Genomic DNA, 21109 nt, shown 5'->3' with positions numbered 1-21109 from the left:
TCCTTAGTTGCGATCACCCAGCGTGGCGCGGCCACGGGCGGCGGCTTGCCGTTCGCGTTGTTCTATCCGTTGGTCAATCTTGCGAACGAGATCATCAGGTGTTTCCCCCGGTTGCTGCACGATGGTCCATTTGTGGGTGGTAGTGGTGTTTCCACCTCTGGCCGCGACGGGTTTTGGCACCGGTGTAGGTACAATGCGGGGGCCGTAGCTGTACCCGCTGGAAAGTGCTGGTGAGCCGAAGTTGCCATTCAGGTAACCCGGTGTGGATGCGGTCGGCGCAGTCATCTGGAAGCTCGGCAACTTCTTGGCTTCCAGAATGCCAAGCGATTCGAGCAGCCATTCGATCCCTTTCAGGAAGGCCTTGAGCGGGGTGAGAGCCAGATTGAAGGCCTCGCCCAGGATTCTGCCGACGAACTGGCCGGCGCTGCCGAACCCTTCCAGCGTTTCCTTGGAGAACTTGAGTGGTTCTAGCAGGTCACCAAACCAGCCAGATAGCGCTTTAACCCCGGAGCCGATGCCATCAATTAACGGGGCGAACGGCTTGAAGGCTTCAAAGACTGGGGCAAGCCCGGTCATGATTCCCTGCCAGAGGCCGCTGAAAAATGCGCTGATGGGCTGCCAAAACTTGATGATGGCAATCCCCAGCGCAGCAAGGGCAGCCAATGGGGCAAGGAGTGCCCCTATCGCACTCAGCATGCCGCCAAAGGTGACCCCCAGCACCCCGAAGATGAGTTTCATGATGGCCAGAGGCCCCAGCAGGGTAGCGACTGCCAGCGATAGCCCGCCCATGGCGATGGCGATGACCGAGGTCACAGCTGCGACACGCACCAAGGTGTTGGCCAGCTCCGGGTTTTCTTCAACCCAGTGGCGAACGCCCACCACGATCTGCTTGATGTACTTGATGATGTCCATCAATGAGCCGCGCAGCTTCTCGCCGAGGTCTGCCTTCACGTTCTTTATCCCGGCCTGCAGGATCAGCCACTGCGATGAGAGCGAGTCTTTGTCGATGTCTGACTCTCGCTGCATCGACCCCCTAGACTTCTCGGCGTTCACCAGTTTCAGCTGGCGATAGAGCTCGTCCAGGTTGTTGGAGAGCTTGGCCGCGTCTTTGCCGTATTCCTTGCCGAATATCTGGGTGGTGACCCTGAGCTGGTCTTCGACGTTCAGCTTCTTAATCTTCTCCAGCACCTTGGTGATGGTGCCCATGGCGTCGGTGGCCATGGCCTTTTCTACTGCGGTTGACTGCATGCCGATCGCTTTCATCCCAGCCTGGAAGCGCTTGCTTTGCATGGTCGCGATGGAAAGCTCGCGCACCATGGCGTTGGAGGCGCTGGCGGCTATTTCCGGCGCAGCCCCCAGGCTGAGGAAGGTAGAACCCAGCGCGGCGGCTTTGCGGAAGTCGAGTTTGTCGGCTACCCCGCCCAGGCGTTGCAGCACGTCGATGATGTCGGCGCCCTTGGATTGGGCGTTGTCGTCGAGGTAGTTGATGGCGTCGCCAAGCTCTTCGATGTTGCCGATGGGGATTTTGTAGAGGTTGGCGATTTTGCCCATGTCTTCGGCGAGCTGGCCGGCCGGCAACTCAAAGGCGGTGGCAGCCTTGGCGGAGGTTCTGGCGAACTTGAGCAGGTTCTCTTGACCTTGCACCCCCATGCGGGCGGCGCCTTCAACCAGTGCTGCGATGTCGATCGCGCCGTTGAGTTGGGGGATCTCTTCTGAAATGGCTTGAATCTGTTTGGCCATGTCGAAGTAGACCTGGGTCAGCTTGCCAGAGTCATCCCTGGCGCCATCGACCTGTTTTGCCACCCCCTTCATGGCGTCTTCAAAGCTGGAGTATTCCTTGATGGCGCTGTAAACCGGCATGCCGATGGCGGTACCGGCTGCGATAGCGGTGGCGCCGTGGCCGGCAATCTGGCCGCGCAGCTCCTGGGTCTGCCGGTAGCTGGCCTTGACCTGGTTGAGGCGCTTTTGCTGGTCAGCCAGCTGGCCCAGCTTGGCGCGTTGCTGGTCGAGTTGTCCGTTGGCGGCGGCCAGATCAGTCTTGAGGCGGCGCTGGTGCTCGCCGAGCTGCCTCGTATTGATGCCGACTTCGTTCATGGCGCGTTTCAGGCTTCCGTGGCGGGCGACCATTTCACGCTCTTGCTGGGAGAGATCGCGCACCTTCTGCTTGGCTTGCTCCATGGCACGGGTCATGGCTTTGGTGGGCTGTTCTACCTGAGCGAGCTGTTGGGCCATCTGCTGGGCATCGCGTTGTGCCTGGGTGAGCTGGGCGCGGGTGGCGCCAATCTGGCGGCCAAGGGTGCGGTAACCTTCAATCTGGCCGCTTTGGGTTTCCAGCTCTTTGATGCGCTTTTTGGTGGCGAGCAGGTCTTGAGCTGTCAGGCGGCTCTGGCCGCTGACGGCTTTGAGGGGGGCGGTGAGCTTGTCGACCGCCCCGAGCAGGATTTGAAGTTTGAGAGGGTTCATTGTTCTGTTGCCCCGTTGATGTGGTTGTGAATCTCAACGAGGCGTTGGTGCCAGCCCATCAGCTCGCTGATTTCCATGGCCGCCATCTCGGACGGCGGCCAGTGGGCGATGATGGCGATCTCGGCCATCAGGTCATCTACGCAGCCAGGTAACCCATTTTCTTCGGCATCAAAAAACCGGCCACCTTGCTGCCCAGCTGCAGCAGGTCAGCCGAGTCCATGTTTCCTACCTCGGCTTCGGTGAGGCTCGGAGTGGTGATGCGGGGCAGCAGTTTGATGAGGGCGTTGACATCCATCTGCAGAACGTCGGCCAGGTTGAGGCCGCGCAGCTCGCCTGCTTGTGGCTTGCGCAGTTGCACGTCGGTAATAGTGGTGTCGCCGCGTTGGATGGCTTGGTCGAGGGTCACGGGTTTGTTTTCCATGGTGCTTGTTCCTGTTGTTGATGTGGTGAGGGCGGCTGTGGGCCGCCCGTTGGGTTGTTGGGTAGGTTAGAGGCCGATGGCTTTGCGGTGTTCGGCCATCAGGTCGACGCCGTCGACAATCCAGATCATGTTGATCAGGTCGATTTCGACCAGGTCGACGCCGTTCATGGTCTCTTTGTAGTAGGTGTTGACCATGCTGACTTTGCTCTGGGAGTTGTCGCCACTCTTGAGGGTGCCCCGGTCGAGCTCTTTGAAGCGGCCGCGCTGGACGATTTCGACAGCGACCACTTCACTGGTGTCGTCGCGCTGAACTGAGCCGGCAAAGCGGAGGGAGACGCCGTCAATCTTCGGTGTGCCCATGCGCTTGACCAGATCGGCTTCAAGGCCGCCGAAGGTGAAGGACGTGTCGAGGGCGCCATCTTCCAGCCCCATGTGGATATTGGCGGCGCCCATCATGCCGCCGCCCCGGTAGGCTTCGAACTTCTGGCTCAGCTTGGCCGGGGTGAAGTCTTCGGCGACGCCGATCCAGTTGCCGCCATCGAGAAACATGTTGAGGTGCTTGAGTTTGCGTGGCAGTGCCATGGTGGCTCCTTATGCTGCGGCCGCGACGCGGGCGCCGAAGTCGATGAGGTAGTGGTCGGTGATGCGCTGGATAAAGCCGAGGTCTTCGAGCGGCGGCACCGGGGTGTAGTTGTAATCGATGCGCAGCTTGCCGGCCTTGAGGGTGTCTTTGTCGTTGAGCTCTTCGTTGTACCAGCAGTCAAAGCCGAGCAGGTAACCGCCCGCCACCAGTTCGCGGCCCTTGGCCTTGATGCCCTCGACGATGTCTTTCACCAGGGTTGGGGTGAGCGGCTTGTCGTTGGCCCACATGTGGGCCTCGGCCATGGTGTCTGCCAGGATCTGGGCGGTGCGGGTGTAGTTCTCGAAGGCGAACAGCGGATCATCGGAACAGGTGCGGTTGCCCCAGTACCGGAAGCCATCGGCCCGGATGAGGGCGGTGATCTCGTTGGCGTTGAGCAGGCCGACCTCGGTATCTGGGTCTTGCAGATCCCAGAACAGGGACTTGGTCATGCCGTCGACCCCGGTCACGCCGACGTTCGACAGGGTCTTGTGCCAGCCGATCTCTTTGTCGATGAGCGCCCGCATGGCGGCAGCCTTGAGGCAGGCATCCAGTTTGACGCTGGCATTGGCTACCACATCCCACGCAGTCCAGTCGCCGTGGATCGGCATCAGTTCGCGGCTGGAGAAGTTTTCGCGGTAGGCCAGTGCAGCCTCGACGGTCTCGGCGATGGTCGGCACGTAGGCAAAGGCGCGCAGCTTTTTGGCCACGCCACCCAGCGCGCTGGCCACCGGCAGGGTGCAGTGATCCGGCACACAGAGGATGCGCGGCTTGACGCCGGTCATCGGGGCAGCCCGTTCCAGTGCCTTGAGTCCGGTGTAGCTGCCATCCGGCTTGATGGTGCCGATGATGTTGCTGGTCAGCTCGGCCTCGTCATTACCTTTGGCGTAGCGCACGACAATGGCAATGGTGTTGACGGTGTCATAGATGGTTTGCAGCGAGCGCTTTAGGTTGCCTTGGGTGCCTGCCTTGGCGATGGCTGCCGGCAGGTTGGCGATCAGCACCGGTTTACCGAGCGGGAAGTAGGTAGCATCCGCATCTTCGCCGTGGCAGGCCATGCCGATCACCGCCGTGGCGACGGTGCGGATGGTGCGGGTGCCCTCGTTGACTTCCACGACGCGTACGCCGTGGTGAAATTGGTCCAGTGCCATAGGTTCTCCTGTTGTCCGGACGGAGCTTTTGCAAGGAAATGCGAGCATGGTCAGGATGCAGGGGCTGGGGATGGCAGGCGAGCTGCTGCCATTGTGTGGCGGCGCTACACAATGGTCAGGCGGTGACAAGGTGGCGTTTGGCGGCAGTTACGAAACACCCCGCGCTGGGCGGGGTGCTGATTGGACTTACTAAGCGATTAGCTGCTTAGTTTTCTTATTTTTTTTACTATATATTCTAGTGGTATATCAATAAATGCAGCCATGAACAGAGATATACCAAAACACATAACAGTAAGAATTATATTCGCGTTATACGAGTTTAAGACTATGTTTACATTTGGTGCATGCCTAATTATCACCCCTAAAACAAGTATGTGAATAAGATATATTCCATATGTTTTTCTTCCCACATAAGAAATACAATTTATCGCTTTTTCACTTATGCAGCAAAGTAAGTCTGATTTTTTTGAGAAAAGCAAAAACAAACCGGATGTAAAAACCACCATGGTTACATTCACATCATACTGCTGGAATGTAATTCCATATTTGTTAGGTGTAATCCAAGTCAATGAAGCAGTCATCAAGAAGCCAAATAAAACCATTAGCCAAGATTCTTTGAATGAAAACATATCCTTGCATTTATATAGCAACCCACCACAAATGAAATACAACATCCAAATATACATATCCGGTATCAGGAAAATATTCGGAACGTTAGTTACATGCTGAATCACTGGATAGTTAGAGCTAATTCCATGCAAAACTAAAATTATAACAAGCGCTCTCTTTGCTCCCTCTGCGGTCATCCCTTGCATCATTGCACTCAGTGCAGGCGCCAATAAATACAGGCCCACCATTACGTATACAAACCAGAAATGAGCCGATATTGATGTCTGACTCGTCAACAACGATTTTGCAAACAACTTTAATGTTAATGCATCAAATATGTTAATGTTCATTGTGAATGCAAAGTGTATATATGCGTACGTAATAAATGGAATCAGGATTGAAGAAAATCTAGTTATATACCACTTGGGAACATCTCTTATGTTTGATGTTAGTAAATATGCCCCAGATATAATAAAGAACACCGGCAGACCAGACCTAACCGCTGCTTGCAGCCACATGTTTATATTATCTGCTATACCACCTTCGCCGGTATACAATGGTATGGTGTGTATACCAACGACCATAAATGCGGCCAGTATCCTCAATATATCTACGCCTACATCCCTATTCATTCATTAATCCCCAATAAAATAACTGGGCGATTATACACTTGTTTCTGATAACTGTTAATGGAAAAAGCCAAGATTCCATGCACTTGCTTGGTATCTTGGCTTTTTGCTACTTTATTGTTCCTGCAATGATGGGTACCCATTTTCGTCGGCAATTAACTTAGCCTGACCTTGTCCTTTAACCATTTCATCCCGCAACTCCCTGCTTATCTCTTTAGCGTCTTTTGGGATGCCATCTACTGTGTGTATATCAGTATCATAAAACCCCATGGTTGATGCTGAAAATAGTATCATATTGCCCCTCTCTAAATTCCAATTGCAATCCAGTTTGTTGACAGTGTGTCACTAGAACGGCAAACAAGCCTTGTTCTTTCCTTTTTACAGGCAACGTATCCAACCCTTCCTGTCTCGGGTGTGTAATCACATGAAACAGTCGCGGCCCAACACGCAGTTGGGAATGCAATAGGGAAGGATATCCCGAAGTCATAGGTTGATGCACCGATGCCAGTTCCCCACTGGATGATGACCCCTCCCATCCAGGATGGCAGGCAGATATACCCGACCGAACCGAGCATGAAAGAAATGCCTGACCTGAGTTTTTTCGGGGTGATGGTCACTGCGTCAGAGGTACCCGCATCGGTTTGCGCCTGGGTCGCCACCTTCATCATGCCGAGTACGGTTTCACTGGCCTGCTTGACCCAGCCCCATAGGGTTTTCACTGTGACAACGGCATCAGCCTTCTGATTGGCGGTGACAGTCTCATTGACTTCGGCCTGGGCAGCATAGCGGGTAAAACCTTTTTCAGTCTCGCTGGCATCCGGGTGGTCACGGCTCTGCTTGTGGGCGGCCAGTGCATCATCGACGTATTTTCTAGTTGCCAGCACCACGGCCGGGTCAATTTTGAGTTCCACTGCACTGGTGCTGCTGACAATCAGCATCATGCGAATAACCTGAGTACGGCCAGACCCTTCAGACAGCAGCGGCTTGTAGGTGTCAGGGCAGTTGGCCACGGCGATGAGGGTGCCGGCGTCATCGAACAGGCCTAGTTCACGGATCCACCACCCGCCAACGGTTTCAGGAATAATCTGTTCTGCTACCAACTGACTGGCGTTGAGCGGGTCTGCAAACAGGGCATTGAGTGGCGCCGTGCGTTTGGCGTTGACGAGCTTGGTTGCTGCCGGATCCGGTGTTACCGGCTGCCCGTTGCCGTCACCAATTGCCATCGATGTCAATTTCAGCGGGATGCCCAGCGCAGTAGCGTTTGCCAATTTTGCCGCGCCGGCGTTGGTCAGGATTGCGAAAAAGTTTGCCATGGTGGCTCCTTATGCCCAGACCCTGAGCGGGGTGGCAGGGTCAGTTTTCAAATGTGCGAGTTGTGCTGCCACCGCGTCAGATGTGGTGCGTACGTTGACGTGGTAACCAGGAATCTTTTCAAACACCGGTACCGACTCCCCATCAATCAGGGTTACTTCACCGGTTGGGCGGTAAATGTCCCCAATCACATCGATGGCCGACGATGCTTCGTAGAACACACCCGTTTCGGCGTCATGGCTAAAACCCGCTTCCAGAAGTGCGCTGGCCATGGTGGATTCGTCAGTGGCTCGCAGGTATAGGTCTGTCATGTGCATTACTTAATCCCCCTCAACTGCGTGTCAGATGCAGGGCGATTCCATTGGCGGAAGTTGCGCAATCGGATACTTGATACATGACCCCAACCACCAAGAGACCCTATCTCCAAGCGTTCATAGGCAGCTTCTGATTGACCCGGTTTGATGGTGCAAGGCGTGGGTGATTTCACGACTGGTCCACCATTCAGGCTTAATGCGGCATAGCCTCCGTCGTAGTTAAATGACGCAGCCATAACATTTCGCTTCTGTAGTGGTGGGGCGAGTAATCTTGCTGGCGTGTAGTCATTTGTTGCGATGAGAGCGCCATCTACCCATACCCCAAGAAAATGACGAGTTGGATGAACACCATCACAGAAAAGTGGGATATAGCCTGTTGTGCTGGCGCTGATGACTTCAAACTCCACCGCGTAAGTCCTGCTCCTTCCATAACCCGGGTTATTTGCTGGCCCAGGCAGCCAAACAAGCTCAGCAGCTCTTGTTGCGGCGGCAGTTGTGGTTGGGATGAGAGAGGTCGGTGGTCCCTTTTCTACCTGAACAGACAACACTTCAAAGTTGACGCTGCCATCACCAAGCCATTGGGTTTGCCCGCTGACCATTGCCCATATGTATCCACGCAGGGTGGTGGCGGTTGCCGTCCCTGTGTAGGTGATGACCATGGGCTTGCCAAGTTGTGACGGTGGAACATCGTAGGTCACCTTGGTCGGTGCACCGAAGTTGTCGCCGCCAATCTGTATCTTGTCGATGCCTGCTTTCAGTGGCACAACTTCAGCTGTGATTGAGACGACATCGCCGACAGTGAATCCGGCGGTGTTTTTCAGCCACATGTAATGAGGCCCGTCAGAGGTATCCTCCCTGAACTTGGTGGTTTGAGCCTCCCCAAGAAGGCCGGATCCTGCTGTCACCTCAACGGTCCCTCTTGTTCCTACGCAGCCGGAACTGGCGTCATGAGGGAAATTCATGTTGGTGGAGCCTCGCTCTTTGACCAGAAAACCACCCTCGTAACGTGGTTCGCCGGCTGGAACGAGGCGCAGCTTTCCATCCTTCTGGCGCTCTGTCGCAGCACTGAGTCTCTCGAATTGCCAATAACGGGCAACGACATCAGCACCAACCAGCACATCCCGCCCCTTGCCGGTGATGAGCCGCAGATTGTCGACCAAGGGAGACCAGACATCCGGCAAAGGCATGCCGGCCAGCGCGATCGCGTCCTCTACTGTGCCAAGTCCGGTTATCTGCGAGGCCAGTTTGGCTGATTCGTCTGCTGCCTTGGCGCCAGCCATCGCTTGGCTTGCGTAACCGGCGGCCGCATCTGTGCTGGGCTTTAGGTTCTGTTTGACGCGCTCGGCCAGGGTTGGTTGCGGGTTTTTACCCGGTACCGGCACGGTTTGCCCTTCCGGTCCGGTCAGGATGTCTTCAAACGCTGTGACGGCTGCATCAAGCCGTGCGACGGCGTCATCGCCCTGGTTAGTGGACGCCATTGGTTACCTCCGAGAATCCGAGGGCACATGCCGATTCAACGGCAACTGCCCATTTGTTGAAGTGGTATTCGCCGGCCTCTGTGCTGATGCTGGTGATGTCGATGGTGTGCACCGCAGCACCGAACACATCCATCCCTGTCACGACGATGGGGCCCGGCTGATATGGGTACACGGTGAGCTCTTCCCCCAGGTGACAGGCAGCCCCCATGTAAACCTGGCCGCGGGTTTCCATGCTGATGGCAAGGCCGGTCAGATGGCGGGTCATTGGCTTGGCGTCGGCGATCAGCCGTTCCAGCTCCTGGTACATGGTTTCGGTGATGCCGGTGTCGAGCACGCCGATGTCGAGCTTGAAGGTGCCCGGGTCTGCGTTCGGGGTTTCTTGCCACCATTCCAGTACCCTGATCAGGTAGCCCAGCGGCTCTACCACCCGGCGGATGGCGCCGATGGTGCCTTTGTGGCTGTGCACAAAGTAGCTGTTGGCGATGACCTGGCGTTTGGTGGCCTCTGGCCATTTGTCATCCCAGCGATCAACGCTCCAGCTGGCGGCCAGATAGGGCAGCAGGCGGGTTGGGCAGGTCCAGGGTGACCAGAGTGAACGAAACGGGAGCGGCAACTGCATGGCCTGCTCCCCGGCGGTGGCCAGGTTGCGTTCGGTACGTCTGGTGCTGGGTGGCAGCAGGGTGGTCATGATGCCCGCTCCACGGTGAAGCCGGTGCAGTAGGCCGCCTGGGTGGGGCTGGGGGTGATGTCAGCCCAGCCGATCAGGTCGACCTTGCTGACCCCTTGCACGTGCAAGGCTGCATCAATGGCAGAGCGCGGCACCTCGATGCCGATGCGCCGGCGCGGGTTGATGAAGGCGGCCAGCTTGTCGCGGGCGGCTTGCAGGATCACGTCGCCCTCTGCCCCCTGGCTGCTGATATGCAGCTTGGCGGTGATGCTGTAGTGGAGGATGCCTGCGCTCTGCACGGTGAGCCGGTCGGCCACCGGGCGCTTGTCTTCGTGACTCAGGGCTTTGTCGACCTTGGCAATCAGCGCCGCGTCGGCGGTGCCGTCCCCTTCGGTGCTGAGGATGGTGACGATGGCCACGGCGCCCGATGGGCTGGAGCCTTTGGCGTCTGCCACCTTGCCATCAGCAGAGAGAGCGAAATACTCATAGGCCCCGGTCGGGCCGGCGACGCTGAGGCCATCCCACGCCATCAGGGCGCGCAGGATCAGGGCTTCGTCATCTTCCTCGATTTCTGGCACCGGCGGGGTGGCGGTGGGGTCACCCGGCTGGATGATGAGCCGCTGCACATTCCAGTTGGCCACCAGGTTGTCGAGGTCGCTCCCTTTGGCCCACGCCAGCATGTTGGCGACGGCGGAATCGTTGATGCGTTGGCGCAAGATCAGCTCTCGATAGGCATTCTCTTGCAGCAGCTTGGTGATGGGCTCTGATTCGAGTGCCAGGGTAGCTTCGACGCTGGGCTGTTGGTCTGCCGGGTAGAGGCTGACGAAGTAGGCTTTGCGCTCGGCCAGGATGGTCTCGAAGTCCAGCAGTTCGATCACATCGGGCTGCGGCAGTTGGGAGAGGGTGATGGTGCTCACTGGGCGGCTCCGGTTTGGATGGTGATGCTGGCAGACTCCTGGGCTCCACCATCTTTGCGTTGCCAGGTGAGCTCGATGGTCAAGGCGCCGGCAGTGGCGCCAATCAGCACGTCAACCCGGGTGATGGTGATGCGCGGTTCCCAGTTGATGAGGGCCTGCACGGTGGCGGCCATCAGGCGCAGGCGGGTGACTTGGTGCAGGGGCTGGTCGATGAGGTAAAACAGCTCGCTGCCGTAGTCGCGGCGCATGACCCGCGAGCCCACCGGGGTGATGAGGATGTCGCGCACCGACTGGATGATGTGGTCGGTGGCGCTGATGGTGCGGCCGGTGGCTGCATTCATGCCGAGCCAGTTCATACCGGGCCCCCTGATGTGTCGCTGCCGCGCTGCACCTCTTTGTGGCCGTGGGTACCGACTTCGACGGTGCCGACCTTGGCGGTTTCACTGATCACGCGCTTGGCCTGTAGCAGGTTGGTGCAGATGACCTTGGGGGCGTCGAACGTCACGCTGACGCTGGCTTTGATTTTTGCCGCCATGATGCCGGTGGCATTGAGCTCGCCGGTTTGCGGGTTGTATTCGATGATTGCGCCGTCGCTGTATTCGGTGCGGTCGAGGTCTGGATTGTCATCGTCAGCCAGTGGCTCGTCTGCGGCGGCGGCGTTGAGGGAGCCCACGATGTACGCATTGCGCAGATCGCCACTGACTGACAACAACATGACCTGTTCGCCGATGGAGAGGCGATGACGGGTGCGGTTATTCCCGGCCCGTTCGGTGATGTAGGGCCGCCAGTTGGTGATGATGTCGCCGGTTTTGACGCGACATTCCCCTGAGCGCACGGCGGTGACGGTGCCGATGCGGATCAGGTTGTCGAGCTGGCGTTGGAGTTCGATCAGGGTCAGTTGCATGGGGCCATTGTTTTGGGCAATGGCCGGTAAGGCGAGGAACGGCCATTGTGTAGCGCGCTTACACAATGGCGGCTGTTATAGCCCTTTAGTGAGTTGGGCCAGCAGTAGTTCTTCCAACCTTTCTACCTCTTCGGTAGTGATGCCCAGCAGCTCCCGCGCTGGATAGCTGATCTCGCGGCCCTTGATGCGGTCTTTGAGGCCATATTGGTGAATGGTGGCGAGTCGATTGGCGGTGCCGACAAACTCCACCACGGCCTGCTGTTCACTGGCGCGGGCTTTGAGCCAGGTGGTGTTGCTGATCTTGAAGAACATCTTGCGGCGAAGGCGTCCCCGGTTTTTCTTCAGCTTGGGTTGTGGCTTGCGCGGGGCCATGGGGTTGCCATCTGGCTGGATGTTGGCGCGGATCCGCTTGGCCTGGCTGGCGCGCAAGGTGCGGGCCATCTCGCCGGCCAACTGACGGCGGGCGGCTGGCTCCATGCTTGCCAGCAGGCCATTGGCCCAATTGGTCAGGCGGCTCAGGTCGTCGGCGGCCATGGCTGATGCGCCCCGTTGATAAAGAGTTCCCAGGTAATGCCGTCATAGGGGTCTTCTGGCGGTTCTGGCAGATGCTCCCAGCCAATCCCCTGTTCGTTTTGCCACACCTTGACCCGCTCGGTCAGCTTGACGGTGATGATGAGGTCCATCAGGTCGTTGGCGAGGTATTCCGCCTCGAAGGTGATGCCTTCCTTTCGCTGCTCGTCGTTGGTCATGAGTTCGGGCTGGTGTTGGCGCAGCCAGGCCAGCAGCGGCACCATGATCTGGTCCGGGTGGCCAGCAAAGTCCTCGATACCAATGGTGAGCGGGTATTGCCACTCGAACGAGAGCGAGCGGGCGCCGGTGCTTTCGACGTTGCCCGGGGCGATGAAGATGTGCAGCTTGTCCGGGTTGGTCTTGAGGTGCGGCACGCAGCTGGTCAGTACCTCACGGATCTGTTTTGGCTTTTCCATTTTCCCTCCCATTCAGGTGCCGTTGCTGGCAGGCGATGAGGCTGTCGACCTGGGCGGCGCAGGTGGCCCAGGCGGCCTCGGTCTGGGTCAGCTGGTCGAGCAGATCGCCGTTATTGGCCGGGCTGGCCGGCGGCAGCTGGCAGGGTGTCAGCCCCTGACAGGTGAGCCTGATAATCTGCGGCGCCGGTGATGGTGGGGCGCTTGAGCAGCCTGACAACAGGATCAGGCAGAGGGCGATCAGCCCACTCCTTGAGTTCTGCATTTTCACGTTTGAGCCTCTTGATGGTGTCGGCCCGGGTGGCGGCCGTGATGGTCAGATCGCCAAGCTGGCGCTGCAGCGTGGCGGCGGCGGCGGCCTGGGCGGTCAGTTCACCGGTGAGGTGGTCGATTGCCCCGTCTTTGAGCTTTTCCCGCTGCTCGGCCTCTTTGGCCTTGTCGTTGGCGGCCTTGAGGTCGCTTTGCAGGGTATCGACCTTGCCCCTGGCGGCCGCTGCCGAGGTGGCAGACCAGCCCCAGCCGGCCAAGGCGATGGCCAGCGCCAGCAGCAACCAGGTGAGGGGGGAGCGCAGCAGGTTAAGCCACATCCGCCACCTCCTTCACCGGATAGACCTTGGCAAAGTGGTCGTATGCCTTTGCCAGCTTGGTGTCGTAGTCGTTGTCCTTGTAGGCCGGCCCGTTGTAGCGGCGGGCGAAGTCGGCCCATTTACGGCCCTGCAGCGCCTTGTACATGGCTTGGTCTTGCTGGATGAAGCGGCACAGGGCGGTGAGGTGGTCGACTTCGCTGCGCTGCATGGCGGTCTGCCAGTCGCCGGCAGAGGTAAAGCCCAGCGCCTGCCAGTGGTAGCCCATGATCTGGAACATGCCCCAGCTGGCCGACTCGATGGCGGCATCCCGGTGCAGGCTGATGGCAAGTTGCAGGCGTTCCCACTCCGCCGAGCCGCCGGCATATCCGCCGCGCTTGGGGTTGACCAGGTTGGGATAACTGGCGGCCATCTGGTCTGCGGTGGCCTTGCCCAGGTGCTTGGTGAGCTGCTTGTAGAACACATGCCGCTCGAACAGCACCACCGGGCGCTGGTCTTGGGTGAAGCCTTCGCCGATGCTCTCGACCTGGGCAACGGTGGCCATGGTGGCAAGCGGCAGGCCCAGCAAGTCTGCGCCAGCCTGCATGTCATCGATGCGCAACTGGTTGCCGCGCTCGCTGCCGAGCAGGGCGGCCATGGTGCGGGGGCCTGCTTGGCCGATGGCGGCGATCATGTAGTCCTGCTGGAAGGCGAGCAGGGCCTGCTCGGTGGCACCACCAAACCAGCCATCCGGCTCGACCGGATAGCCGGCCTTGGTCAGGCGGCGCTGCAGATCGGCGACGGCGGCGCCGGTATCCCCTTTTTTCAGGCTCATGGTTGAAACCTCCCGTTCAGGTGGCTGGCGGTGGTCGGTTGTTGGCGACGGCGTGGCAGCAGGCGCATGACGGATCCGCGAGAGCCGATCAGGGCGGTGAGCAGGACGGCTGCCAGCAGCACCGCGGCCGGGTCTGGCGCTGGCATGACCCCGAGCAGGACGCGCAGCGGCACGGACCCGGCGGCGACGGTGATGACCCATGCCAGCAGTGCCGGCAGGGGGCGATAGTCGCCCCCGTTGCGGTTGAAGGTGGCGATGCGCATGGCGATCGCGGTGCAGATCATGGCGTAGAGGATGGTCAGCATGTCAGCCCCCTTTGCGGAGTTTGAGCAGGTCTTCTGGCGTTTTGCGCAGGATCCACTGCAGCAGGTGGACGGCCAGCGCCGAGGCCAGCATGGCGCCGACGGCCCTGGGGACTTCGACACTGAGCGGCAGCACGCTGGCCAGCATGGCGGCAACCAGCGGGGCCGCCAGCGCGCCCGCCACGAAGGCGGCAACGAACAGGCCCGCCTTGCGCAGGTTGCCAAGCTCGGCGGTGGTGGCGATGAACACCAGCGCCCCGGCGAATGCACCGAGCAGGACGCCGGGGTCTACGCCCGGGAAGAGGGACAGCAGCGCCAGACCGGTGAGGGTGCTGGTTGCTGCACTGGATGAAATCGGTTCTGGCATCGTGCTCTCCTGTTTTTATCGTTTGCCGCCGTAGTGGCGAGCGGTTTGAAATTCGTGGATGGTCTGGCACTCGGCGCAGCGTTCGCAGCCCCGGATCGCTTCACGGCGCGCCTGCGGGATGGGGTTTTCGCAGTCGATGCAGTAGTGCGGGCCGGTGCCACTGATGCGGGCGGCGTGGATGCGGGCAGCGAGTTGCTGCTCGCTGATGTCGGCCAGTCGTTCGAGTTCGTCGTCGAGGCGGCTCATGGTCAGTCCCATAGCTGGATCAGCGGCTGCTCGGCCTGGGTGGGGGCCGCTGGCATTGTGATGAGGGTTCCGGTCGGGAGGATGGGGCCGAGCTCGGCCAAACCGGGGTTGAGTTCGAGCACCTGCTCGGTGATGCCTGCGGTGTAGCCGTAATGCCGGAACAGGATGAGATCGAGGGTGTCACCCTGCTGGCTGCGCAGCTGCATCAGATGAGCTCCACCGTGATGTGGGTGGTGCCGATGATGTCGCGAATGGCAAAGCGGGCGTCGCGGTAAAGGTCATCGGAGCTGACCACTTTGGCGTCTGCTCCTTTGACGCCGTCACCGGTGGCGCTGTAGTCGGTGTAGCGTTCCAGCAGGTTGGCGCGGGTCATGGCGTAGACGGCGCGCCGGTAGCTGTGCAGGTGTGCTGATTCGTTGTTGATGAGTTCGCCCGGCACGGCGGCTAGGGTGGCGTGGCCTTCGGCCTGGCGAGCGGTGCGCCACTGGGCCAGATCGCGGTTGACGCTGGTGACGGCGTCGATCACGGCGTGGGTGAGGCGCTTGGTGGTGACGGTGCCATCGAGCCTGACGGTGTCGCGCAGGTCGGCCAGTGAGATGGCCGGCCAGAACGGATCGCTGGTGACTTGCCCTTCATCCGGTGCGGTCTGTGCGGTGGCGATGAATCCGGTGCTCATGGTGCTCCTGGTTCTGGTGGTAGCCCGTTTGTTGGGCGGTGGTCGGGCCGTCTGGTATGCGAAACGCATTCGTCAGGCCCGAGCCGCCCAGGGTGCGGGGTTCGCTCGGTTAGCTGCCGCCGCCGGTGGCGTCGGGCTGCTGTTCTTTTTTCAGTTCGCGCTCGAGCACTTCGAGCTCTTTTTTGATGCCGACCTTGTCATGCAGCTCGATGGCGCGCCGGTAGTGCTCGGCGGCCTGCTGCTTGAGCCCATCGGCGAGGCAGGCACGGCCCACCGCCTTGTGCAGCTTGGCGCGCACCTGGTCGAAGATGTCGCAGTCGGCCAACAGGGCCAGATAGCGATTGAGCAGGGGCAGGGAGGGGCCCGTGCTGGCTTCTTGCTGCTTGATGGCAGTGTCGGCGACTTCTTCGGCGATCATGGTGGCGGCGGTGCGCTCGTAGCGATCGGGGGTGCTCAGGCCATGGCGGATCACGTAGGAGGCCATGGGTAGGGCCCCTTCGAGATCGCCGGTGTCGAGGTGCCAGAGCATGACGGTGACCAGGACGTCATCTTGTCCGCCCCGGTCGGCGGCCAGCACGCCATCAATCCACGGCTGATAGACGGCCAGCATGGGGCGCTTTGCGTCGATCTTGCGTTCGATGCTCTGGATGCCTTTGAGGGTGCGGCGGTGTTCGGCCAGCTGCATCAGCTGCAGCTCGTAGGCGTTGGCGCGCATCTGGTCGAACTGGGGATTGGCCGCCCCTTGCAGGGCGGCCAATTTGCGTTCGCGGTTGCGACGGGCAGGTGAATTCATGCAGCCCCCTTAACCGCCGGCGGCCGGTTTCGGCCCGATGACGATGTTTTCGATCAGGGCGACGCAGTCGTAGTCCTCTACCACGTAGGCGTCGTTGGAGCTCTCGTAGTTGACGATGCGGTCACGCTGCGGTTCTTCCTGGATGTGACGGCGGCGGGCGCCTTCCTGCCAGTAGATGGAGAGGTTTTCGAGCTTGGTGACCAGCATGGCGTTTTCCGGGAAGAAGGGGACGCGCACGGCTTTGAGGCCGCCGATCTGCTTCTGGCTCACCAGCACCTGGCCGGCCAGCTTGTCCTGGTTGCTGGCTGCGTTGTTGATGATGGGGAAATACTTGTCGGCCAGCAGTTTACGACCGCAGATGACCACCAGGTCGGTATCGTCCTGATACCAGGGAGCGATCATCTCGTTGACGGCATCGAACACCACGGCGTCGAGGTTTTGGTAGTCGCCTTCTTTGGTGTCGGCGTCGTTCTTCTGTTGGTAGACGTAGATCTTGCCTGAGCCCTCGTCACCTTCATCCATCACTTTGGCTGGTGCATCCACACGGATGTGTTCCAGCCAGCCGATGTTGACGTCTTGCAGCAATGGATAGGTTGTGCGGTTGGTTTTTGGCGCAACCTTGGTGCCGTGCCAGCCGATCATGATGCGGTCGAGCCCTTGCCGCGTGAGGATGGCGTCACGGATGCGGGTCTGGAAGTCGGGGAACTTGGCCCAGATATCCAGTTTGTTGTAACCCAGACTGGTGTCGTAGTTGGTTTTGGCACACTCGTAGCCAGTGGGATAGAGGGCGCTCGGGTCATTGGGTACGCGATCTTCGGTGTTGGTATCGGTGCGGCCAGCAATGGTGCTGCCGATACCGATACCGACTTTTTCGCCCTTCATCTCCGGCACCGGGATTACTTGGATCATTTCCAAGAATTTCACCGATTCCTGCATCTTGGTTTCCAAGGTTTGCTGGACGGTCGGCTGCACGTTGAATTGCACCATGGCGCTGGTGATAGCGTTGAGTTTGGCCACCTGGCCGGTGAACTCGTTGAACTTCTGGCGGGTTTCGTTACGCATTGGGCATGGTCCTTAGCAGTCGGTTTGAATGGTGGCGCCATCGCTACCGGTGGCCGGCTGGCGCTTGTGGCTGAAATCTTCCTGGCCTTCCAGGTTGGCGGTGAGGTCTGCCAGCGCCTTGGCGGTGGCGTCCAGCTTGCCGGTCAGCTCGGTGATGGTCTGGGCCTGCTCGGTGAACTTCTCCTGCATGCCGGCATCGAGGCTGGTGACCTCTTTTGCCACCGTTTCGACGGCCTGGTGCACGTCGCTTAAATCGGCGGTGGATTGCTTCTTGTGGGTGGAGAACAGCGCGGTAACCCGCTCCAGCAGGCCGGGGCCTTTGTCGCTGTCGTCTTCAAACTCGATGACGGTTTCCAGCGCTTCGGTGAACAGGCACTCCTTGTACTGCTTGCGCTCGGCCAGCGGATTGACGGATGCCTTGCTGCAGAACTGCAGCATTTCGGTGCCGAGGCTGGCAGGGCTGTCGGTGACGGCCAGCCCCATCAGGTAGGCGCCCTTTTCGTTCAGGTTGGGGTGGATTTCGACGGAGGTGTAAACCTTCTGGCGTTTCTTGTTCAGCTCGACCAGCTCGGGGGTGGGGTCGATCTGCACGTACAGGGCCAGGCGCTTTTCACCTTCCATGTCGACCTCTTCGGTCTTGGCTGCAGTGATGTCGCCGTACATCTTGAACTGACCGTTCGGGTCATAGCCCCGGATGTGTTCCATATTGACCCGCGCGCCGTAGGTGGACTGGTTGTAGCGCTTGGCCATCTGTTCAATCCATTCGCGGGTGATGGTGCGCCCGTCGGTCGTGCCCCCCTCGACGGCGACGCGGAAAAATTTGGACTTAGGCATGAGCTGGGATCCCTTTGGTGATTGGGTGGTGATGTCGCGGTTATGGTCTGGGTGAGCGGCGGGATCGTGCAATCGGCCGCCATTGTGTAGGGGCGCTACACAATGGCGGTGGGGCGTTGGTGGTTGGTCTGGCTGGGTAGACTGGCGCCATGACTACAGCACCCTTACTTTTTCCCCATATCGAACCCAGACGGCAGGCCATGCACCTGTTCTTCCAGGGCTACCCGCTGCGCGCCATCGCTGAATTGCTGGCTGTGCCAGAGGGGACTGTCTCGACCTGGAAGAAGCGTGACGGCTGGGATGACATCAAACCCATTGACCGGGTCGATTTCGCCATTGAATCGCGGATGTGCCAGCTGATCGCCAAAGAGGTAAAGACCGGCGGCGACTTCAAGGAGATTGACTTGCTGGGCCGCCAGCTGGAGCGGATCGCCCGGGTCAACCGGTATAGCAACGGCGGCAACGAGGCCGACCTCAACCCGAAGGTGGCGAACCGCAACAAGGGGCCGAAGAAGGCGCCGGTGCGCAACAATTTTGATGAGGCTCAGCTCGAGAAGCTGGGCGAGCTGTTCCACGGCAATATGTTCGGCTATCAGAAGGTGTGGTATCAGGCCGGCCTGCAGCACACGGAGCGCAACCTGCTCAAGAGCCGCCAGATCGGTGCCACGTTCTACTTTGCGCGGGAGGCGCTGATTGATGCGCTGACCACTGGCCGCAATCAGATTTTCTTGTCAGCCAGCAAGGCGCAGGCCCATCAGTTCAAGCAGTACATTTTGGCTTTCGCGCAGGAGGTCGGTGTTGAGCTCAAGGGGGATCCCATTACGCTCGGCAATGGCGCCATTCTCTACTTCCTCGGGACCAACTCCCGCACCGCCCAGAGTTATCACGGCAATCTCTACATCGATGAGTATTTTTGGATCCCCAAGTTTCAGGAGCTCTACAAGGTCTCCAGCGGGATGGCGATGCAGAAGTTTTGGCGGCTGACCTATTTCTCGACCCCATCAAGCCTGTCACATGATGCCTATCCGTTCTGGTCAGGGGCGATGTTCAACAAGGGGCGCCCGAAGAACGAGCACATCAAGTTCGACGTTGACCATGCGGCCTTGCATGGCGGGCGGTTGTGCGGTGATGGCCAATGGCGGCAGATCGTCACTGTTGAGGATGCCGTGCGTGGTGGCTGTGACTTGTTCGACCTGGACCGGTTGCGGCGCCGTTACTCCCCTGATGACTATAACCAGCTGTTGATGTGTCAGTTTGCTGATGACACTGACAGCGTATTCCCGCTCGCCATGCTGCAGCGCTGCATGGTTGATAGCTGGGAGGTGTGGGAGGACTACAAGCCCCACGCGATGCGCCCGCTCGGTCATCGCTCGGTGTGGATCGGCTATGACCCGGCCAAGGGCGGGCAGGGCGATAGTGCCGGCTGCGTCGTGCTGGCACCGCCGGCAGTACCTGGCGGCAAGTTTCGCGTGCTCGAGCGCCACCGTTGGAGCGGGATGGACTTCGACGCCCAGGCGCGGGCCATCAAGGCCATGTGCGAGCGCTACAACGTCGGTTACATCGGCATCGACACGACCGGGATCGGGGAGGGGGTTTATCAGCTGGTGAAGCAGTTCTACCCGGCAGTTACCCCCATCCAGTACAACCCGAGTGTGAAAATTCAGATGGTGATGAAGGCCCAGGATGTGATGAACAAGGGCCGGTTGGAGTTTGACTGCGGCATGACTGACCTCGCGCAGGCTTTCATGAGCATCCGCCGTTCTGTGACGGCTGGCGGCAAGATGCCGACCTTTGAGGCCAGCCGGTCAGAGGAAACTAGCCACGCCGATATTGCCTGGGCAACGATGCAGGCCCTGTTACACGAACCGCTGGCAGGTGCCACCGGTGCCAATACCAGCATGATGGAGATTTTCGCATGAGAAAGCGCCGCCCACAGCGTCATACCCCGCCGATGACGGCGACCCAGAAACCCGGCGAGGCCATCGAGGCGTTCAGCTTTGGCGAGCCGGTGCCCGTTTTATCGCAACGGGAAGTGTTCGACTACCTGGAGGCCATGCACAACGGCCGCTGGTACGAGCCACCCCTCTCCCTCAATGGGCTGTCCCGGGTCTATCGGGCCGGGGTGCATCACGCCTCGGCCATCCAGGTGAAACGCAACATCCTGCGCTCCTGCTTCATCCCGCACCCCAAACTGAGTCTGGCCGCCTTCACCGGCTTGGTGCTGGACTACCTCATCTTCGGCAACGGCTATCTGCAGGCGGTGCAGAACCGGCTCGGCGGGGTGCTGCGCTATGACCACCTGCGCGCCAAGTACACCCGGCGCGCGCTGGATCTCAACCAGTATTGGTGGATTGCTCAACCCGGCCAGGAGCAGGCCCTGCCCACTGGCCGTGTGGGCCATGTGATGGAGGCGGACATCAACCAGGAGATCTACGGCATCCCCGACTATGTCGGCGGGCTCAACTCCACCCTGCTCAACGAGTCGGCCACCCTGTTCCGCCGCCGCTACTACGAGAACGGCAGCCACGCAGGCTTCATCATGCACATCACCGACGCGGTGCAGAACGAGGGGGACATCGCCAAGCTCAAAGAAGCCCTGCGCCAGAGCAAGGGCCCCGGCAACTTCCGCAACCTTTTGCTCTACACCCCGGGCGGCAGCAAGGACGGGGTCAAGCTGATCCCGGTAGCCGAGGTAGCCGCCAAGGATGACTTCCTCAGCATCAAGAACGTGAGCCGGGATGACCAGCTGGCCAGCCACCGGGTACCGCCCCAGTTGATGGGGGTCATGCCCAACAGCACCGGCGGCTTTGGCGATGTGACCAAGGCCGCCCAGGTGTTCGACATCAACGAGATAGACAGCATCAAGGCCAGCTTGCTGGCGCTCAATGACTGGGCGGGGGAGGAGGTGATCCGGTTCAATCCCTACCGACTGTCAGATCTGACAGGGCAGGCGGCATAGGCGAGG

The 21109-nt window shown here is 59.7% G+C and carries 29 protein-coding genes; 2 read left to right on the top strand and 27 right to left on the bottom strand.

All coding sequences use genetic code 11. The annotated features are described in order from the left end of the window. Positions 1–3: 3 nt before the first annotated feature. The 27 genes from ACB032_RS12430 to ACB032_RS12300 all read right to left on the bottom strand — a co-directional run bounded on the left by ACB032_RS12430 (position 4) and on the right by ACB032_RS12300 (position 18144). Positions 4–2463 carry a phage tail tape measure protein gene (locus ACB032_RS12430; protein ID WP_017765298.1) on the bottom strand — a complete coding sequence of 820 codons (2460 nt, stop codon included), beginning with the start codon at positions 2461–2463 and terminating at the stop codon, positions 4–6. Then, complete coding sequence (locus ACB032_RS12425) at positions 2460–2591, bottom strand: GpE family phage tail protein (protein ID WP_017765299.1); 132 nt, start codon at positions 2589–2591, stop codon at positions 2460–2462. The genes ACB032_RS12430 and ACB032_RS12425 overlap by 4 nt, the downstream gene beginning before the upstream one ends. An 8-nt stretch (positions 2592–2599) precedes the next feature. Further along, positions 2600–2884 carry a phage tail assembly protein gene (locus ACB032_RS12420; protein ID WP_017765300.1) on the bottom strand — a complete coding sequence of 95 codons (285 nt, stop codon included), beginning with the start codon at positions 2882–2884 and terminating at the stop codon, positions 2600–2602. A gap of 66 nt (positions 2885–2950) precedes the next feature. Beyond that, positions 2951–3466 carry a phage major tail tube protein gene (locus ACB032_RS12415; RefSeq protein WP_017411161.1) on the bottom strand — a complete coding sequence of 172 codons (516 nt, stop codon included), beginning with the start codon at positions 3464–3466 and terminating at the stop codon, positions 2951–2953. 9 nt (positions 3467–3475) lie between these two features. After that, positions 3476–4648, bottom strand: a complete 1173-nt coding sequence (locus ACB032_RS12410) for a phage tail sheath protein (RefSeq protein WP_197080562.1) — start codon at positions 4646–4648, stop codon at positions 3476–3478. Positions 4649–4851: 203 nt separating this feature from the next. Then, positions 4852–5895, bottom strand: coding sequence for an acyltransferase (locus tag ACB032_RS12405; RefSeq protein WP_080629044.1), 1044 nt, complete (start codon positions 5893–5895; stop codon positions 4852–4854). Between the two features lie 111 nt (positions 5896–6006). After that, positions 6007–6186: a hypothetical protein gene (locus ACB032_RS12400; protein WP_156174733.1), complete on the bottom strand. Its 180-nt coding sequence runs from the start codon at positions 6184–6186 to the stop codon at positions 6007–6009. An 11-nt stretch (positions 6187–6197) separates the two neighbouring features. Further along, complete coding sequence (locus ACB032_RS12395; RefSeq protein ID WP_195877967.1) at positions 6198–7205, bottom strand: phage tail protein; 1008 nt, start codon at positions 7203–7205, stop codon at positions 6198–6200. Positions 7206–7214: 9 nt separating this feature from the next. Next, positions 7215–7475 carry a hypothetical protein gene (locus tag ACB032_RS12390; protein WP_231586247.1) on the bottom strand — a complete coding sequence of 87 codons (261 nt, stop codon included), beginning with the start codon at positions 7473–7475 and terminating at the stop codon, positions 7215–7217. Between the two features lie 44 nt (positions 7476–7519). Continuing rightward, a complete protein-coding gene (locus tag ACB032_RS12385; RefSeq protein ID WP_026139157.1) occupies positions 7520–8995 on the bottom strand; it encodes a hypothetical protein in 1476 nt (491 codons plus the stop codon). After that, on the bottom strand, positions 8982–9683 hold the full coding sequence (locus ACB032_RS12380) for a phage tail protein I (protein ID WP_017765306.1): 702 nt from the start codon (positions 9681–9683) through the stop codon (positions 8982–8984). Before ACB032_RS12380 ends, ACB032_RS12385 begins: the two co-directional genes overlap by 14 nt. Then, positions 9680–10579 (bottom strand): baseplate J/gp47 family protein, encoded by a 900-nt coding sequence (locus ACB032_RS12375; protein WP_017765307.1) that lies wholly within the window; start codon positions 10577–10579, stop codon positions 9680–9682. The genes ACB032_RS12380 and ACB032_RS12375 overlap by 4 nt, the downstream gene beginning before the upstream one ends. Then, entirely contained in the window at positions 10576–10935 is a 360-nt protein-coding gene (locus ACB032_RS12370; protein WP_017765308.1) for a GPW/gp25 family protein, read from the bottom strand. The genes ACB032_RS12375 and ACB032_RS12370 overlap by 4 nt, the downstream gene beginning before the upstream one ends. Further along, positions 10932–11483 carry a phage baseplate assembly protein V gene (locus ACB032_RS12365; protein WP_017765309.1) on the bottom strand — a complete coding sequence of 184 codons (552 nt, stop codon included), beginning with the start codon at positions 11481–11483 and terminating at the stop codon, positions 10932–10934. The genes ACB032_RS12370 and ACB032_RS12365 overlap by 4 nt, the downstream gene beginning before the upstream one ends. A 75-nt stretch (positions 11484–11558) precedes the next feature. Next, positions 11559–12017, bottom strand: a complete 459-nt coding sequence (locus tag ACB032_RS12360) for a phage virion morphogenesis protein (protein ID WP_005308730.1) — start codon at positions 12015–12017, stop codon at positions 11559–11561. Beyond that, complete coding sequence (locus tag ACB032_RS12355; protein WP_139397953.1) at positions 11999–12469, bottom strand: phage tail protein; 471 nt, start codon at positions 12467–12469, stop codon at positions 11999–12001. Before ACB032_RS12355 ends, ACB032_RS12360 begins: the two co-directional genes overlap by 19 nt. Then, a complete protein-coding gene (gene lysC / locus ACB032_RS12350; protein WP_231586248.1) occupies positions 12444–12686 on the bottom strand; it encodes an Rz1-like lysis system protein LysC in 243 nt (80 codons plus the stop codon). The genes ACB032_RS12355 and lysC overlap by 26 nt, the downstream gene beginning before the upstream one ends. Then, positions 12580–13053 carry an Rz-like lysis system protein LysB gene (lysB, locus tag ACB032_RS12345; RefSeq protein ID WP_005308732.1) on the bottom strand — a complete coding sequence of 158 codons (474 nt, stop codon included), beginning with the start codon at positions 13051–13053 and terminating at the stop codon, positions 12580–12582. The genes lysC and lysB overlap by 107 nt, the downstream gene beginning before the upstream one ends. After that, positions 13043–13864: an N-acetylmuramidase family protein gene (locus tag ACB032_RS12340; protein WP_017765311.1), complete on the bottom strand. Its 822-nt coding sequence runs from the start codon at positions 13862–13864 to the stop codon at positions 13043–13045. Before ACB032_RS12340 ends, lysB begins: the two co-directional genes overlap by 11 nt. Continuing rightward, positions 13861–14169 (bottom strand): phage holin family protein, encoded by a 309-nt coding sequence (locus ACB032_RS12335; RefSeq protein WP_017765312.1) that lies wholly within the window; start codon positions 14167–14169, stop codon positions 13861–13863. The genes ACB032_RS12340 and ACB032_RS12335 overlap by 4 nt, the downstream gene beginning before the upstream one ends. 1 nt (position 14170) lies before the next feature. Further along, positions 14171–14533 (bottom strand): putative holin, encoded by a 363-nt coding sequence (locus tag ACB032_RS12330; protein ID WP_017411174.1) that lies wholly within the window; start codon positions 14531–14533, stop codon positions 14171–14173. A 15-nt stretch (positions 14534–14548) separates the two neighbouring features. Then, on the bottom strand, positions 14549–14779 hold the full coding sequence (locus ACB032_RS12325) for a TraR/DksA C4-type zinc finger protein (protein ID WP_026080496.1): 231 nt from the start codon (positions 14777–14779) through the stop codon (positions 14549–14551). Positions 14780–14781: 2 nt separating this feature from the next. Beyond that, positions 14782–14985, bottom strand: coding sequence for a tail protein X (locus ACB032_RS12320; RefSeq protein ID WP_017765313.1), 204 nt, complete (start codon positions 14983–14985; stop codon positions 14782–14784). Further along, on the bottom strand, positions 14985–15455 hold the full coding sequence (locus ACB032_RS12315) for a head completion/stabilization protein (protein WP_017765314.1): 471 nt from the start codon (positions 15453–15455) through the stop codon (positions 14985–14987). Before ACB032_RS12315 ends, ACB032_RS12320 begins: the two co-directional genes overlap by 1 nt. A 109-nt stretch (positions 15456–15564) precedes the next feature. Next, positions 15565–16248, bottom strand: coding sequence for a phage terminase small subunit (gene gpM, locus ACB032_RS12310; protein WP_017765315.1), 684 nt, complete (start codon positions 16246–16248; stop codon positions 15565–15567). 9 nt (positions 16249–16257) lie between these two features. Next, positions 16258–17310 carry a phage major capsid protein, P2 family gene (locus tag ACB032_RS12305; RefSeq protein ID WP_017778691.1) on the bottom strand — a complete coding sequence of 351 codons (1053 nt, stop codon included), beginning with the start codon at positions 17308–17310 and terminating at the stop codon, positions 16258–16260. A 12-nt stretch (positions 17311–17322) separates the two neighbouring features. Next, positions 17323–18144: a GPO family capsid scaffolding protein gene (locus tag ACB032_RS12300; protein ID WP_017765317.1), complete on the bottom strand. Its 822-nt coding sequence runs from the start codon at positions 18142–18144 to the stop codon at positions 17323–17325. 149 nt (positions 18145–18293) lie between these two features. On the opposite strand from ACB032_RS12300, the gene ACB032_RS12295 reads away from it, so the two are divergent. Both ACB032_RS12295 and ACB032_RS12290 read left to right on the top strand, forming a co-directional pair. Continuing rightward, positions 18294–20063 (top strand): terminase ATPase subunit family protein, encoded by a 1770-nt coding sequence (locus ACB032_RS12295; protein ID WP_017765318.1) that lies wholly within the window; start codon positions 18294–18296, stop codon positions 20061–20063. Further along, positions 20060–21103 (top strand): phage portal protein, encoded by a 1044-nt coding sequence (locus ACB032_RS12290; protein WP_026139159.1) that lies wholly within the window; start codon positions 20060–20062, stop codon positions 21101–21103. The genes ACB032_RS12295 and ACB032_RS12290 overlap by 4 nt, the downstream gene beginning before the upstream one ends. The last annotated feature ends 6 nt before the right edge of the window (positions 21104–21109 follow it).

The organism is Aeromonas sp. S5(2024), from assembly GCF_041403025.1.
In the GTDB taxonomy this organism is placed as follows: Bacteria; Pseudomonadota; Gammaproteobacteria; order Enterobacterales; family Aeromonadaceae; genus Aeromonas; species Aeromonas hydrophila.
The sequence above is the reverse complement of the archived record's forward strand: the minus strand, read 5'-3'. Positions and strand labels throughout refer to the sequence as shown.